The 14,157-nt window shown below is 55.6% G+C and carries 17 protein-coding genes; 15 read left to right on the top strand and 2 right to left on the bottom strand.

The features are described 5' to 3' along the window. Positions 1 to 56 precede the first annotated feature (56 nt). On the bottom strand, positions 57 to 977 hold the full coding sequence (locus ACI1P1_RS05100; protein WP_416215296.1) for a DUF4405 domain-containing protein: 921 nt from the start codon (positions 975 to 977) through the stop codon (positions 57 to 59). Positions 978 to 1,122: 145 nt separating this feature from the next. Between ACI1P1_RS05100 and ACI1P1_RS05095 the strand changes: the two genes are divergently transcribed. From ACI1P1_RS05095 to ACI1P1_RS05045, 11 genes are all read left to right on the top strand, one after another. Beyond that, positions 1,123 to 1,809 (top strand): response regulator transcription factor, encoded by a 687-nt coding sequence (locus ACI1P1_RS05095; RefSeq protein WP_416215295.1) that lies wholly within the window; start codon positions 1,123 to 1,125, stop codon positions 1,807 to 1,809. Beyond that, entirely contained in the window at positions 1,799 to 3,067 is a 1,269-nt protein-coding gene (locus ACI1P1_RS05090) for a sensor histidine kinase (protein WP_416215294.1), read from the top strand. The genes ACI1P1_RS05095 and ACI1P1_RS05090 overlap by 11 nt, the downstream gene beginning before the upstream one ends. A gap of 256 nt (positions 3,068 to 3,323) precedes the next feature. Beyond that, positions 3,324 to 4,694, top strand: a complete 1,371-nt coding sequence (locus ACI1P1_RS05085) for a nitrogenase component 1 (protein WP_416215293.1) — start codon at positions 3,324 to 3,326, stop codon at positions 4,692 to 4,694. After that, the gene (gene nifN, locus ACI1P1_RS05080; protein WP_416215292.1) at positions 4,678 to 5,997 is read left to right on the top strand and encodes a nitrogenase iron-molybdenum cofactor biosynthesis protein NifN; all 1,320 of its coding nucleotides are present in this window, start codon (positions 4,678 to 4,680) and stop codon (positions 5,995 to 5,997) included. The genes ACI1P1_RS05085 and nifN overlap by 17 nt, the downstream gene beginning before the upstream one ends. 2 nt (positions 5,998 to 5,999) lie before the next feature. Beyond that, positions 6,000 to 6,398: a NifB/NifX family molybdenum-iron cluster-binding protein gene (locus ACI1P1_RS05075; protein WP_416215291.1), complete on the top strand. Its 399-nt coding sequence runs from the start codon at positions 6,000 to 6,002 to the stop codon at positions 6,396 to 6,398. A 95-nt stretch (positions 6,399 to 6,493) separates the two neighbouring features. Continuing rightward, the gene (locus ACI1P1_RS05070; RefSeq protein ID WP_416215290.1) at positions 6,494 to 6,811 is read left to right on the top strand and encodes a P-II family nitrogen regulator; all 318 of its coding nucleotides are present in this window, start codon (positions 6,494 to 6,496) and stop codon (positions 6,809 to 6,811) included. A 27-nt stretch (positions 6,812 to 6,838) separates the two neighbouring features. Beyond that, a complete protein-coding gene (locus ACI1P1_RS05065) occupies positions 6,839 to 7,027 on the top strand; it encodes a P-II family nitrogen regulator (RefSeq protein WP_416215289.1) in 189 nt (62 codons plus the stop codon). Then, the gene (locus tag ACI1P1_RS05060; RefSeq protein ID WP_416215587.1) at positions 6,937 to 7,209 is read left to right on the top strand and encodes a P-II family nitrogen regulator; all 273 of its coding nucleotides are present in this window, start codon (positions 6,937 to 6,939) and stop codon (positions 7,207 to 7,209) included. The genes ACI1P1_RS05065 and ACI1P1_RS05060 overlap by 91 nt, the downstream gene beginning before the upstream one ends. Positions 7,210 to 7,305: 96 nt before the next feature. Continuing rightward, a complete protein-coding gene (locus ACI1P1_RS05055) occupies positions 7,306 to 8,025 on the top strand; it encodes a type 1 glutamine amidotransferase (protein ID WP_416215288.1) in 720 nt (239 codons plus the stop codon). Then, complete coding sequence (locus tag ACI1P1_RS05050; protein WP_416215287.1) at positions 8,022 to 8,630, top strand: pyridoxamine 5'-phosphate oxidase family protein; 609 nt, start codon at positions 8,022 to 8,024, stop codon at positions 8,628 to 8,630. Before ACI1P1_RS05055 ends, ACI1P1_RS05050 begins: the two co-directional genes overlap by 4 nt. Then, complete coding sequence (locus ACI1P1_RS05045; RefSeq protein WP_416215286.1) at positions 8,575 to 8,997, top strand: hypothetical protein; 423 nt, start codon at positions 8,575 to 8,577, stop codon at positions 8,995 to 8,997. The genes ACI1P1_RS05050 and ACI1P1_RS05045 overlap by 56 nt, the downstream gene beginning before the upstream one ends. 157 nt (positions 8,998 to 9,154) lie before the next feature. Here the strand turns inward: ACI1P1_RS05045 and ACI1P1_RS05040 are convergent, their stop codons facing one another. Then, positions 9,155 to 9,478, bottom strand: a complete 324-nt coding sequence (locus ACI1P1_RS05040; protein WP_416215285.1) for a NifB/NifX family molybdenum-iron cluster-binding protein — start codon at positions 9,476 to 9,478, stop codon at positions 9,155 to 9,157. Positions 9,479 to 9,927: 449 nt separating this feature from the next. Here ACI1P1_RS05040 and nifH point away from each other — a divergent pair, with 449 nt between their 5' ends. From nifH to anfK, 4 genes are read left to right on the top strand one after another with little or no spacing between them, the layout of a single operon-like run. Next, positions 9,928 to 10,755, top strand: coding sequence for a nitrogenase iron protein (gene nifH, locus ACI1P1_RS05035; protein WP_416215284.1), 828 nt, complete (start codon positions 9,928 to 9,930; stop codon positions 10,753 to 10,755). 15 nt (positions 10,756 to 10,770) lie between these two features. Continuing rightward, positions 10,771 to 12,336, top strand: a complete 1,566-nt coding sequence (gene anfD, locus ACI1P1_RS05030) for a nitrogenase iron-iron protein, alpha chain (RefSeq protein ID WP_416215283.1) — start codon at positions 10,771 to 10,773, stop codon at positions 12,334 to 12,336. 36 nt (positions 12,337 to 12,372) lie between these two features. Continuing rightward, complete coding sequence (anfG, locus tag ACI1P1_RS05025) at positions 12,373 to 12,726, top strand: Fe-only nitrogenase subunit delta (protein WP_416215282.1); 354 nt, start codon at positions 12,373 to 12,375, stop codon at positions 12,724 to 12,726. Positions 12,727 to 12,751: 25 nt separating this feature from the next. Then, on the top strand, positions 12,752 to 14,140 hold the full coding sequence (gene anfK, locus ACI1P1_RS05020) for a Fe-only nitrogenase subunit beta (RefSeq protein WP_416215281.1): 1,389 nt from the start codon (positions 12,752 to 12,754) through the stop codon (positions 14,138 to 14,140). Positions 14,141 to 14,157 lie beyond the last annotated feature (17 nt).

Below are 14,157 nucleotides of genomic sequence, written 5' to 3'. Positions count from 1 at the left end.
CCCGGCGTTCGAAAGAACGCACCGGGCGTTTTTTATTGGCGGTGCGGCAGAGGGCTTCAGGAAACCGCAGTCCGTATACGCTTGCGGCTTCGTGTGATCCATTTATCCGCATAATAGGTCACCGCAGCGAACACGCCCAAGATTCCGAAATGAGTCATGATCACGGATACAGCGCTTATGCCAGGCAGATTGCCGCCTCCTGTAAATCCTTCCTTGCCGAGGCCTGGACCGTTGTTTGGTCTGCCGTTTTGCTGTGCACCGTTTGCGGCTTCGCCTCCTCCGTTGCCGGATTCCCGGGCCCCTCGGCCTTGTCTGCCGGCATCATTGCCGTTTCCGGCTCCGCCGCCCCGGACTTCACCGCCGTTGTGCCCGATTCCGGGTTTGCCCTCGGATGAGTTCACAAATACGTTTTGTACCATGCCCAGCTTGGAGATAAATTGGGTGGTGTACATTTGGTAGCCTCCGTAAACCACAACTGCTCCTGCGAGGGCCAACATGAGGGTTTTTCCCAAGGCTTTGGGCATACGGAGATGAAGAATCCGCTGGAGCACGGCAATCACCCAATGCCAATGCAGACCGATGTGAACGCCGATCAGAACCAGGGTGAGATAGGAAACCGCCATATGGGACATTTTGAACCAATTTTCATTGCCTATCCGCAAGTTGGGAAAAATAACCTTGGAAATAAACAATCCGCTTATGAGGATAAAGCCCATCCCCGCCAGCAGCAGCAGGTTCAAAACATAACCCAGCCGGGTCCGGTGGGGCAAGGAGCGGTCAAAAATCCGGGAGCTGACCTTTTGCACATATTTCAGATTCAGCAGGATATGAACCAGTACGGCGAAGCCGATGGCGATTCCGGCAATCTCATGGAAGGCCAAACCTCCCAATACCCGTTTGTTGAATAAAAGGGCGAAGGTGATGCCCATGGCCACATCCAGCGCCAGCTTGAATCCGTTTTTCTTTTTTGTCTTCATTGGGAAACGTCCTCCTTCATTGTCAAAGCTCGTGAGTGAATCATAATGGCTGAACCTTGAATGAATCTTAAATGAGGAAGGGAATGAATTTAAGCTTGCTTAAAGGTTTAACTGGTAGCATGGGGATCAGAAGGGGAGCTGTGTGATGAAAATTTTGGTGGTGGAAGACGAGGTTCATTTGGCTGAGGCCATTTCACACATTCTGAAGCATCATCATTATGCGGTGGATGTGGTTCATGACGGACTGACCGGGCTGGATTACGCCTTAAGCGGTGTTTATGATCTGCTGCTGCTGGACATTATGCTGCCGGAGATGGATGGCTTGACCGTTTTGGGCCGCATCCGTCAAGCAAAAATGGGGGTTCCGGTTATTCTGCTGACCGCCAAGGGAGAGACGCCGGACATCATAGCGGGGCTGGACATCGGTGCGGATGATTATGTGCCCAAACCCTTCTCCACAGAGGAGCTGCTTGCCCGCATACGGGCGGCTCTGCGGCGCCGCGGGGAGGTTGTTGTTGGGCCTGAGCTCAGGTATGGGGATATTGAGCTAAACCCTGCTGTCCTGAAGCTTGTCTGCCAGGAAAAGGAGTTGAAGCTGATTCCGAAGGAATGCGAGCTGCTGGAGCTGCTTATCGTCCGGAAGCAGGCGGTTTCCCCCAAGGAGCTGATTATCGAGAAGCTTTGGGGCTTTGATTCGGAGGCGGAGTACAACAATGTGGAGGTCTATATTTCCTTCCTGAGGAAAAAGCTGCTGTTTCTCGGCTCCGCTGTCCGTATCGCCACCATCCGCGGAGTAGGGTATGTGCTGGAGGGGGAACGGCATGTTCAATAAGCTGCACAACCGGTTTCTGCTGATGAATATGGTCATCATCACGTTTATTATGCTGGTGGCCTTCGGTACCATTTATACCATCACCTACCGCAATACCCAAAATGAAATCCGGATGGAGCTGTACAGGCAGGCAGAGGCCCAAGCCAAAGGCGGAGGCGGCGGAGGAGGAGGACGGCGGGAGCCCGGCAGAGAGCTGGGGGGAGCAGGAGAACGGGCGCGGGAAGGGATTGAACCGGCGCATGAACGGTCTCTTTCCTTTTCCGTCCGGACCGATGAGAAGTGGGCGATTGTGGACAAGAATACACGGTTTACCTCCTTATCGGAGGCATTCTATGATGAAGCTGTCAAATACGCCTCCCAAAAGCCGGAAACCTTCGGCCAATTCAGTCTGGAAGGGGCCAGATGGGCATACAGTGTCAGCGGGAATTCCAAAGGTTATTCCATTGTATTCATGGATGTTACGGCCCAGCGTAAAATACTGGTCAATCTGATCTATACCTTCTCCTTTGTGGCATTATTCATGCTGGGGGTGATTTATGCGGTCAGCCATTATTTTGCCCGCCGCTCCATTGCGCCGGTCAAGGAAGCCTTCGAGAAGCAGAGGCAATTTATTGCGGATGCCTCCCACGAGCTGAAAACGCCGTTGACGGTGATCAGCACCAATGCAGACGTAGTCCTCCAGAATGGAGAGGATACGGTCAAGCAGCAGGAAAAATGGCTGCTGCGGATCAAATCCGAAACGGAGCGTATGAAAAAACTGACCAATGATCTCCTCTATCTGACCGAGATGGACGATGGCCGCTCCTTGCCGCTGCATGTCCCGTTTGACTGGAGCGAAGCGGTGGAGAGTGTGGCGCTTTCCATGGAGGCGGTTATCTACGAGACGGGGCTGACCTTGGAATATGACATTGAACCCGGCATATCGGTTACAGGCAACAAAGAGCAGCTCAAACAGGTTGTGCTGATTCTCCTGGACAACGCGGTGAAATACAACCGGCCCCAAGGCTGGGTCCGCCTGCAGCTGTGCAGGCTGCAGGGCCGTGTCCAGCTGGCGGTTTCCAATACGGGGGCAGGCATCCTCCAGGAGCATTTGGATAAAATATTCGACCGGTTCTACCGGGCGGATCCGTCCCGCTCCAGGCAGCATGGAGGATATGGCCTGGGATTGGCCATCGCCGCATCCATTGTCCAGCAGCACCGGGGCGAAATCAATGCCAAAAGCAATCCGCAGGAAACTAGCTTTTATGTTGTACTCTGATCAAGGAAAGGAATATTGCCGCATAACCGGGCCTCAGTGCCGGGGATGCGGTTTTTTTGTATTTTGCCGGGGAAGAAAGCCGTACCAATTCAATTTGAAAGCGCTTAGTGTAATACATGTGTTAGTTTATCTGACAGAATTTCTGCCAAAGTTGGAAACATCCAAGAGAAGCATTGAGTTTGGTTATGTTATAAATTATTATAAATAGATATAAGTAGTATCGATTTTCTTGATTTCTAGAAGGGGAGGGATTGTGATGCCGAAGGAAGGCGCGAATTTGTTTGTTGAACCGGATTGTGAGCATAACTCGCAGGAGCATAAGGGCTGCTCACGGCCGAAACCGGGTGAAGTGATTAAGGGCTGCGCTTTTCAGGGCTCACAGGGTGCATTGGTGCCTATATCCGACTCCGCCCATTTGGTGCACGGCACACCGGGATGTCTGGAGAACAGCTGGGGAATGCTCCTGCGCGGCTCTTTTGGCGTTTCAATGACGAAGTTTGCCTTCACCACGGCCTTGACCAAAGAAGACATTGTGCTGGGAGGGGAAAAGAAACTGCTCCGGGCCATCGGATACATTGCCGACCGGTACCATCCTCCCTGTATTTTCGTTTATGCCACATGTATTACCCTGCTGGCCATGGAGGATCTGGATGCCGTATGTGCAGAGGCGGAAATACGCTGGGGTCTCCCCGTGATTCCCGTCCATAATCCCGGTTTTGCCGGCAGCATGAATATGGGCCACCGGCTTGCCGGAGAGGCGCTGTTCGAGAAGGTGGTCGGCACGGCAACGGGCAAGCCGCTGAAGTCTGCCGCCTACGAAATCAATCTCATTGGAGAGCATCATTTTGCCGCAGAAGGCAAAGAGATTGAAGCCCTCCTGGCAAGGGTGGGAATCCGTGTTCTGTCGCGGATTGCCGGGGAATGCACCTACCGGGAGCTGAAAAACGCCAATTGCGCCAAGGTGAATATGCTGGTTTGCAGCCGCTCCATGATTACGCTGGCCCGCAAAATGCGGGACCGCTTCGGCATTCCTTATTTTGAAGGCTCCTTCTACGGGAGCAGGGAGATCCGGTTCAGTCTGCGCCAGCTGGCCTTCCACTTCCAGGATGCGCAGCTGGACCGGAAGATCCACCGGTTTATCCGCAAGGAGGAAGAACGCCTGAAGAAGGATATCGCCCTCTCCTTCCGGGAGCTGAAGGGCAAAAAGGCGGTGCTTTTCACGGATGGCTGGGAAAGCTGGGTTTTTCTGTCCGCCCTGCAGGAGCTGGGATTGAAGATCGTAGGCATCGGCACCAATAAGAATGCCCAGGAGGACCTGTCCCGGATCAGGGAGCGGGCGGCGGCGGAAACGGTGCTGGAGATGGACGCCGACGAGAAGAAGATGCTGAAGCTGTACCGGGAAAGAAGGGCGGACCTGATGATCGTTTCCAGCCGTAACGCATATGTGCCCTTAAAGGAAAAAATCCCGTTTCTCGATATTGACCAGGAGCGGACCAGCGCCTACTCCGGCTATGCGGGCATAAGGCGAATGGGACAGGATCTTCTGGATGTGCTGGAGCAGCCGGTGTGGCGGCTGGTTCACCGTAAGTCGCCTTGGGAGGGGGACGGCTATGGAAGCGGATTTTGAACAGCAGGACCGTCCGTTAGCCATCAACCCCTTCCGGGTCAGCCAATCCCTTGGCGGTGTGCTGGCGCTGCAGGGTATCTTCCGGTCCATGCCGGTGCTGCACGGACCCCAGGGCTGCGCTGAATCCATCCAGACCGTCCTATCCCGTCATTTCCGGGAGCCGGTCCCGCTGCAGAATATCGCGATGCAGGAATATAATCTTATTTTTGGCGGGGAAAAAACCATTCACGAGGTACTGGAGATTGTCTTCACCAAGCATAAGCCAGATGTGGTTGCCGTAGTGGGCTCCTCCATGACGGAAGCAGTGGGTGAGGATCTGCCCGGTGCGGTGCGCTCCTTCCGCAAGCGGCATGAGAGACTGCTCCAGGACAAGCTTCTCCTGGATCTGTATCTTCCGGATTACGAGGGCTCCCTGGAGTCCGGCTATGCCCAGATGGCCACAGCGGTCCTTGGGGAGCTGGTTTCCCGGTGCCGGGGGCGAAGCGGTTCCAAAACAAAACACAAGGACAGGATTAATCTGCTAGCCGGCTCCCATCTCACTCCGGGGGACGTGATGGAGCTGAAGGAGATAATCTCCTCCTTCGGCCTGGAGGTCATTGTGCTGCCGGACCTCTCCTCCTCTCTTGCCGGTCATCTGCTTGCCGGGCATATGTCCCTCTCCCGTGGGGGTGTGCCGTTGGATTATCTTTGGGAGATGGCGGCGTCAGGTTTTACCTTGGCTGTGGGCTGCAGCATGGAGCCTGGGGCCAAGCTGCTGGAGGAAGAATTCGGCATAGCGTACCGGGTTTTCCCAAGTGTGTCGGGACTGGAGGCTACGGATGAGTTCTTCGGTTTTCTGCAGCGGTACAGCCGCAATGCCGTTCAAATGAAGTACAGGTGGCAGCGCCAGTTTGCCCTGGATTGCCTTCTGGATACCCGGGCAGCCTTCCGTGGAAAACGGGTGGTGGCCGCCTTGGAGCCGGATCATCTGGTCGCTCTGCAAGCCTGGCTGCAGGAAGCGGGGATTAAGGCTTTATCGGCAGTGGCGCCGTTCTCTGCACCTGCACTGGAGCTGGTGAAGGGAGAGAAGGCGGAAGGGGATCTCCAGGATCTGCAGCTGATGGCCGGCCGGGGGGCGGACTTATGGATCAGCAATTCATACGGGGAGCATGTGGCCAAGGCGTCGGGCATCCGGTTTATGCCCATGGGCTTTCCCGTGCTGAACCGCTATGGTTCTCCTTACTCCGTAAGCCTGGGATACCGGGGAATGGCTGAGCTGCTGAACAGTGTGGGCAACGTCCTGATGAACGGGGAGCGTGTGTAGCCATGAGGGTGGCATTCGCGTCCTTGAAGGGCAAATATCTGGATTGCGCGTTTGAGGAGTGTGTGTCCTTTTCCCTGTTCGACTTTACGGCGGAGGGATACCGGTATCTGGAAACGCTGACCCTTCCCGAGACCGCTCTCCGGGAAAGGGAGGAGGCCGGTGCCGTGGCGGCACGGCTGAGACTGTTGAAAGGCTGCAGGATATTGATGGTGTCGGGAATCGGCAGCGAGGCTGCCCGCCGGGTATCCAAGGCGGGGATTATGCTGCTGGAAACGGAGCCGGGAGCGGAGGTGATCGGCCAACTGGACAAGATGCGGACCATGCTGAAGGAACGTCCGCCCCTGTGGCTGGCAAAGGCGCTTGTCCGTTCCGCCTTGGAGGAGGGGGGCGAAGGGACATAAGTTTACATGGAGAGGGGGTGATGCCGTCATCGGCTGACGGGGGACACGGTTGAAATGCCATTTTTTTTTATCCAAAAAAAGGAGGATGGACAGGTATGAAAATGGTCCGGGCAATTGTCAGACCGGATAAGGCGGAGGATGTGGTAAGCGGACTGGAGGATGCGGGATATTATTCCCTGACCAAGCTGAATGTGTTCGGGCGGGGGAAGCAAAAAGGGATTACCCTGGGGGATGTCCACTATGATGAGCTGCCCAAGGTAATGCTCCTGATGGCGGTTGAGGACGAAAGTGTCGAGGAAGTGGTGAAGGTGATCAGCTACAAGGCATATACCGGCCATTTCGGCGACGGCAAGGTCTTTATCAGCCCGGTGGAGGAAGCCATTACCGTACGTACAGGGGCCAAGGGCTTATAGCAGACGAACAGAGCGGAGGGAAAAGGTATGAAGGAACTGATTGTCATTATCCGTCCCAACAAAATGACCGCCACCAAGGAGGCGCTGGATGCGTTGGGTTACCCGTCCATGACGGTGTCTCCGGTATTGGGGAGAGGCAAACAAAGAGGGATTGCCGGAGAGGTCAAGGTGACCTCGGACACGGCGTGGCGGCGGCATTTCCCGGCACGGGGATGAAATATATTCCCAAGCGGCTGTTGAACCTTATTGTGCAGGATGAGGATGTGAATCTGGTGGTGAACACGCTAATGAAGATCAACCGGACGGGGCAGGTGGGGGACGGGCGGATCTTTATATGTCCAATCGAGGACGCGCTGCGGGTGAGAACGGGTGAAACCGGCATCCGGGCCATTATTTAGGGCATGCCCGATAACTCCGGGGGGAGCGGATTCAACTGGATTTTCGCTCCAGGCCAGGCATTGCAAACACGCGCTGAGACTGGGAGGGGGGAGCCTGTGAGAATACATGTTTTGCAGCATATTGAGCTGGAGCATCCCGGGAGTATCCGGGACTGGGCCAGGGAGAGGGGCCACCCGTTGGCCTATACCCGTTTTTATCTGAAGGAGAGTCTGCCCGGGACGGAGAGCTTCGATCTGCTGCTGATTATGGGCGGGCCGATGAATATTTATGAGGAGGAAAGGTACCCCTGGCTTGCTGCGGAGAAAAAGCTGATCCGGGCAGCGGTGGAGGCGGGCAAGGGTGTATTGGGCATCTGTCTCGGGAGCCAGCTGATCGCGGATGCGCTGGGCGGCAAGGTAACAGCCAATCCTCTGCCGGAAATCGGCTGGTTTCCGGTTATTTGGAATGAAGCGGCAGGAGCTGACCCGCTGTTCGCCGGTTTTCCCCGGGAGTCCGTGGTGTTTCATTGGCATTATGATACGTTCAGTGTGCTGCCTCCCGGGGCCAAGCTGCTGGCGGCCAGTGCGGGATGCCGCCAGCAGGCGTATGTGGTGGGGGACCGGGTGGTAGGGCTTCAATTCCATCTGGAGAATACCGCCGAGCTGCTCCGGGGGTATGTGGAGGAATGCGGCGGAGAGCTGGTCAGGTCGGACTATGTGCAGACGCCGGAGGAGCTTTTGGGCCATCCGGAATATGCGGCCTTCTGCCAAATGTGGATGGAGCTGTTTTTGGACCGGCTGGAGGAGCGGATCTTGGGAGGAGGCAGCGGGGTATGATGGAGCATGTAAGCTATGCCAAGCGGGATTGCCGCGATCCGGATAAAATCCATAGGTTTCTCGCCGCTTCCCGCGTGGGAGTGGTGGGGATCACAGGGGACGGCTACCCCTATGCGGTGCCGGTGAATTATGTCTGGCACAAGGGCTGCATCTATTTCCACGGTATGGGCTCGGGAAAAAAGCTGCGGCTTCTGGCGGACCATCCGAAGGTGTCCTTTACGGTATACCGGGAGCACGGGACGGTAACCGATCCTGTGCCCTGCCATGCGGACACCTCCTATTTCAGTGTGATGGTATTTGGGGAGGCGGAGCGGGTGCAGGACTTCGTCGAGGCGGCGGAGGTGCTCCAGCAGCTGCTGGAGAAGTTTACCCCCGGCTTCTACAAGCAGGCGATGTCGCCAAGGATGGTGGAGGGTTACCGCTCCGCCATGGACGGCAATGCCGTCTCCGTTATCCGGCTTACGCCGGTATTGATCACCGCTAAGGAAAATGCGGCGGAGCCGGAGGCGCTGTTTGGGCACCCGGAGGCCGGGAAAGGGGAGAAGGGCGATGGGGGAATCATTGGATTCGGAGAGTCTGCTGAAGGGGTTTCAGATTGGGTATGACCCTGTTCTGCTGGCCAGGCACAGGGTGATGTTCGCCATCCAGCTGCGCAAATATCTGGCGCATTATGACTGTATGCATGAGGAGTTTGCCGTAGGGGAGGACGGTGAAATCAACCGCGCCCATCCCCGTTATGGTCTGATCCGCTCTTGCGTAGCCACCGCGTGGGCCGAGATCGCCAGTGAGGAGCGGCGGATGAAATTTGCGGAGCAGTATGGCGGAAGCTGCGGCTCCGGCGCCTGCAGCACAGGCACCGCCGGCGCAGGCGCATCCGCTGCCTGCAGTCCCGGCGCCTGCGCGCCCTCCGCCTGCGGGGAGCCGACGCCGGTGCTGCGCAGCACCGACGGTTCTGGCTGCGGCGGCGCGTAAGCGGTGCGCCGCCGCAGGGGTTGAAGCTCCCGGTAGCCGCCGGGAGCTTGTTTGGGTTTGCCGCCGGAGGGGCTGTGGCCCCGGCGCAGAAGAGGGGCCGCCCCCGGCAAGGGCGGCCCTTCGCCATGGGCAGCGGGAAGCGGCGCTGACCACCCGCTCAACCCAACGCCAGCTTGTCTTGGGCATGCGCCAGCGAGATGAACTGCGTCATGGCCGTGATGCCGGACTCCTTCAGCAGCTGTTGGGCGCCCGGCCCGATCCGGCTGACCAGCACAATGGAGCAGTCCTTCACCAATTCTGCGGCTTGCAGCAGCAGGCTTTCCTGATGCTGCCCGCCCCAGGCGGAGGTATCATGGGTGCGGATCTCCACCAGCGTCCAGGCGTGTCCGGGAACAGCATCGTAAATGTAAAAGCGGCCGCAGCTGACGAAATGCTCGTCGATCCATTCGCCGTTGCTGCTGCCCAGCGCAATAAGGGGCATATCCGTTTCTCCTTTCGGACAAGAATGGGATAGATAGGAATGGTGCTACTATACAGCGTTTCCCTGCGGCTGCCAAGAAGCCGGAGAAGGCCTGAAACTCTCTTTTGGACGGGAAAATAACCGTGAATCCTAAAACGCTGAAGCCCAAATCAAACGTATGAGTATGAAAACGTAATGCATTCCGCAGGTGGAGCCGTCTTTCTTGGGATATGTAAGTTAACATAACATAAACTTTGAATTTATTGTTTTTAGCCCCGTAAAACAGCGTCAATTCATTGACGATTTATTCGCATGGAAGATAAGATATCACTAAACCAATTCCATATGGAGATACGATGGGAGGCAGCGGCAGCATATAGACAGTGTTTACAAACTCACTTGAGGAGAGAGCAGACGTTATCTCGCATTAAAAAATCAGAAAATTCAGAAAACGAAGGAGAGGAATTACAATGACCAGAAAAATCGCAATCTACGGTAAAGGCGGCATCGGCAAATCCACGACACAGCAGAACACGGCAGCGGCTATGGCTTATTTTCACAACCAAAAGGTATTTATCCACGGATGCGATCCCAAGGCCGACTCCACCCGGATGATTCTCGGCGGCATGAACCAAAAAACGCTGATGGACACCCTGCGGGACATCGGGGCGGAGAATGTGACCACAGAAAAGGTGGTCAACGTAGGCTTCAAGGACATCCGCTGCGTGGAATCCGGCGGACCGGAGCCCGGTGTAGGCTGTGCCGGCCGGGGTGTGATTACCGCCATTGACCTGATGGAGGCCAACGGGGCTTATACCGAGGACCTGGACTTCGTCTTCTTCGATGTACTGGGCGACGTGGTCTGCGGAGGGTTCGCCATGCCGATCCGGGACGGCAAGGCCCAGGAGGTGTACATCGTCGCCTCCGGCGAAATGATGGCCATCTATGCAGCCAACAACATCTGTAAAGGCCTGCTGAAATACGCCAAACAAAGCGGTGTACGCCTGGGCGGCATCATCTGCAACAGCCGGAAGGTGGACCGGGAGCGGGAGTTCCTGGAGGAGTTTTCGGCGGCTATCGGCACCCAAATGATCCACTTTATGCCCCGGGACAACATTGTGCAAAAGGCCGAATTCAACAAAAAAACGGTGGTGGAGTTTGATCCCGCATGTAATCAAGCCCATGAATACAGTGAGCTGGGACGAAAAATTATCGAAAATGAAAATTTTGTCATCCCGAAGCCTCTGTCCATGGATGCCCTGGAGGAAATGGTCGCCAAGTACGGCATAGCCGATTAAAAGGAGGAACAAGCCATGCCTCATCATACCTTTAAGGTCAGCGAATGTATTCCCGAAAGAACAAAGCATGCGGTTGTCAAGGGACCCGGCGAGGACCTGTCCATGGCTCTCCCCCTCGGTTACCTGAACACCATTCCCGGCTCCATCTCCGAACGCGGCTGTGCGTACTGCGGAGCCAAACACGTGATTGGCACGCCGATGAAGGATGTGATCCACATCAGCCATGGTCCGGTGGGCTGTACCTATGACACCTGGCAGACCAAACGCTATATCAGTGATAACGACAACTTCCAGCTGAAGAACACCTTTGCCACCGATATGAAGGAAAAGCACATCGTGTTCGGAGCAGAGAAGCTGCTGAAGCAGAATATTGTGGAGGCCTTTAAGGCGTTTCCCGCCATTAAACGGATGACCATCTACCAAACCTGCGCCTCCGCGCTGATCGGCGATGATATTGACGCCATTGCCGCAGAAGTAATGGAGGCAATGCCCGATGTGGATATCTTCGTCTGCAACTCTCCGGGCTTTGGCGGTCCCAGCCAATCCGGCGGCCACCATAAAATCAATATTGCCTGGATCAACCAGAAGGTTGGTACAGTGGAGCCGGAAATCACCAGCGATTATGTGATTAATTATGTGGGCGAATACAATATCCAGGGTGACCAGGAGGTCATGCAGGATTATTTTAAGCGGATGGGCATCCAGATCCTCTCCACCTTCACCGGCAACGGCTCCTATGATGATCTGCGCGCCATGCATAAAGCCCAGCTGAATGTGCTGGAATGTGCCCGCTCCGCGGAATATATCTGCAATGAGCTGCGGGTGCGCTACGGCATCCCCCGTCTGGATATCGACGGCTTCGGCTTTGAGCCCCTGTCTGCATCCCTCCGCAAAATCGGTCTTTTCTTCGGGATTGAGGACCGCGCCGAGGCGATTATCAAGGAGGAAACCGAACGCTGGAAGCCGGAGCTGGACTGGTACAAGGAGCGCCTGAAGGGCAAACGCGTCTGCCTGTGGCCGGGGGGCTCCAAGCTGTGGCACTGGGCCAATGCCATCCATGAGGAGATGGGGCTGCAGGTGGTTTCGGTTTATACCAAGTTCGGGCACCAGGGTGATATGGAAAAAGGCATTGCCCGCTGCGAGGAAGGGGCCCTGGCCATCGACGATCCCAACGAGCTGGAGGGACTGGAGGCCATGGAAAAGCTGAAGCCCGATATTATCTTTACCGGCAAACGTCCCGGCGAGGTGGCGAAGAAGGTCCGTGTGCCGTATCTGAACGCCCATGCTTATCATAACGGGCCGTATAAGGGCTACGAGGGTTGGGTCCGTTTTGCCCGGGACATCTATAATGCCATCTATTCCCCCATCTATCATCTGTCAGGCCTGGATATCAGCAAAGATGAGTTTGATACGGATGTGGAATTCGCGACCCAAGCCAGGATCTCGGATGCCGGGTTAAAGGAGGAGGTCCGTACCTCGCCCAGCCTGCGCCAATACACCGGGGGGTTCGATTCCGTCACCAAGCTGCGGGAGCGGGATTATCCGTATATGAAGAAGCAGCCGGAAGGCGTGCAGGCATAAAGGCGTAATGGATATTTTGCTAAGGAGGTCAACTCTATGGATGAGGCGGTAAAACAAGCGAGAGTCGCTCAGCTTGAGGACTATATTATGAAAAAATGTCTGTGGCAGTTTCATTCCCGCGCCTGGGACAGAGAGAAGCAAAACGAGGGTATCTTGACGAAAACCATGCAAATTCTATGCGGGGAGCCGGTGGAAAAGGACAGTCCGGCTGACCGGTGCCACTGGGTGGACGCGGTTGTGCTGGCTGAGGCGTACCAGGAGCGCTTCGATTGGATCGTTTCCGCAACCAAGGAGGATATCAAGGAAGTGATGGCTGCCTTAAGGGAGCGTATTGACTTCCTGACCATTACCGGCTCGCTGAATGAGGAGCTGAAGGTAAAAGCATATTGATCCAGCAAAAATCGGAGGGAACCCTATGAGCTGTGAAGTGATTCAAAAAGACCGGGCAGGCGTCATCAATCCGATTTTTACCTGCCAGCCTGCAGGAGCGCAATTTGCCGCCATCGGCATTAAGGATTGCATCGGCATTGTCCATGGCGGGCAAGGCTGCGTCATGTTCGTCCGTCTCTGGTTTTCCCAGCATTTCAAGGATAATTTCCTGATGGCCTCTTCTTCCGTCCATGAGGACGGTGCTGTATTCGGTGCATTGAACCGGGTAGAGGAAGCGGTGGATGTGCTCCTGATGCGCTATCCCGATGTGAAGGTGGTCCCGATTATCACCACCTGCTCGACAGAGGTCATCGGAGATGACGTGGACGGCGTTGTGACCAAGCTGAACAATGGCCTGTTGAAGGAAAAGTTTGCCGGACGCGAGGTCCATCTGATTCCCATCCATTCCCCCAGCTTTGTGGGCAGCCATGTGACGGGATACGATGTAGCAGTGCATGATTTTGTACGGTTTTTTGCCAAAAAAAGCGAGCCGAACGGCAAGCTGAACCTGATTACCGGATGGGTCAATCCGGGAGATGTAACGGCGCTGAAGCATTTGCTGAAGGAAATGGAGGTGGAGGCGACGGTTCTCTTCGAAATCGAAAGCTTCGATTCCCCGCTTCTGCCCGACAAAACCGGCGAATCCCACGGCAGCACCACTATCGCCGATCTGGAGGGAACGGCCAACGCCTTGGGCACCATTTGCCTGAACCGTTACGAAGGCGGTAAAGCAGCCAAATATCTGGAGAATGAGTTTGCTATTCCAACGGTGATCGGACCCACCCCCATTGGCATCCGCAATACCGATGCGTTCTTGAAGAATGTGAAGAAGCTCACCGGCAAAGCCATTCCGGCGACGCTTGTGCGGGAGCGGGGCATTGCCATCGATGCTCTGACGGACCTGGTGCACATGTTCCTGGCGGACAAGAAGGTGGCCATCTATGGGCATCCCGATCTGGTCATAGGCCTGGCGCAATTTTGTCTGGATCTGGAGATGAAGCCGGTGCTGCTGATGCTGGGCGACGACAATGTCCATTACAAGAATGACCCCCGAATCAAGGAGCTTCAGGAGAATGTTGCTTTCGATATGGAAGTGGTGCTGAATGCGGACCTGATGACTCTGGAGGAGCGGATCAAAAGCAAGAAGGTGGAGCTGGACCTGATTCTGGGCCATTCCAAGGGCCGGTTTATTTCTATCGATAATCAGATCCCCATGGTGCGTGTCGGATTCCCCACCTATGACCGGGCCGGTCTGTACCGCCATCCGGTTGTGGGGTATGCCGGAGCCATCTGGCTGGCGGAGGAAATGGCCAACCATCTGTTCACGGATATGGAATACAAAAAGAACAAGGAATGGATTTTGAACGTGTGGTAATAAATATTCCCCAAAAT

Origin of the sequence: Paenibacillus mesotrionivorans (assembly GCF_046098205.1) — a bacterium.
Classification (GTDB): domain Bacteria; phylum Bacillota; class Bacilli; order Paenibacillales; family NBRC-103111; genus Paenibacillus_AR; species Paenibacillus_AR mesotrionivorans.
This window is presented reverse-complemented; position numbering and strand designations above follow the sequence as displayed.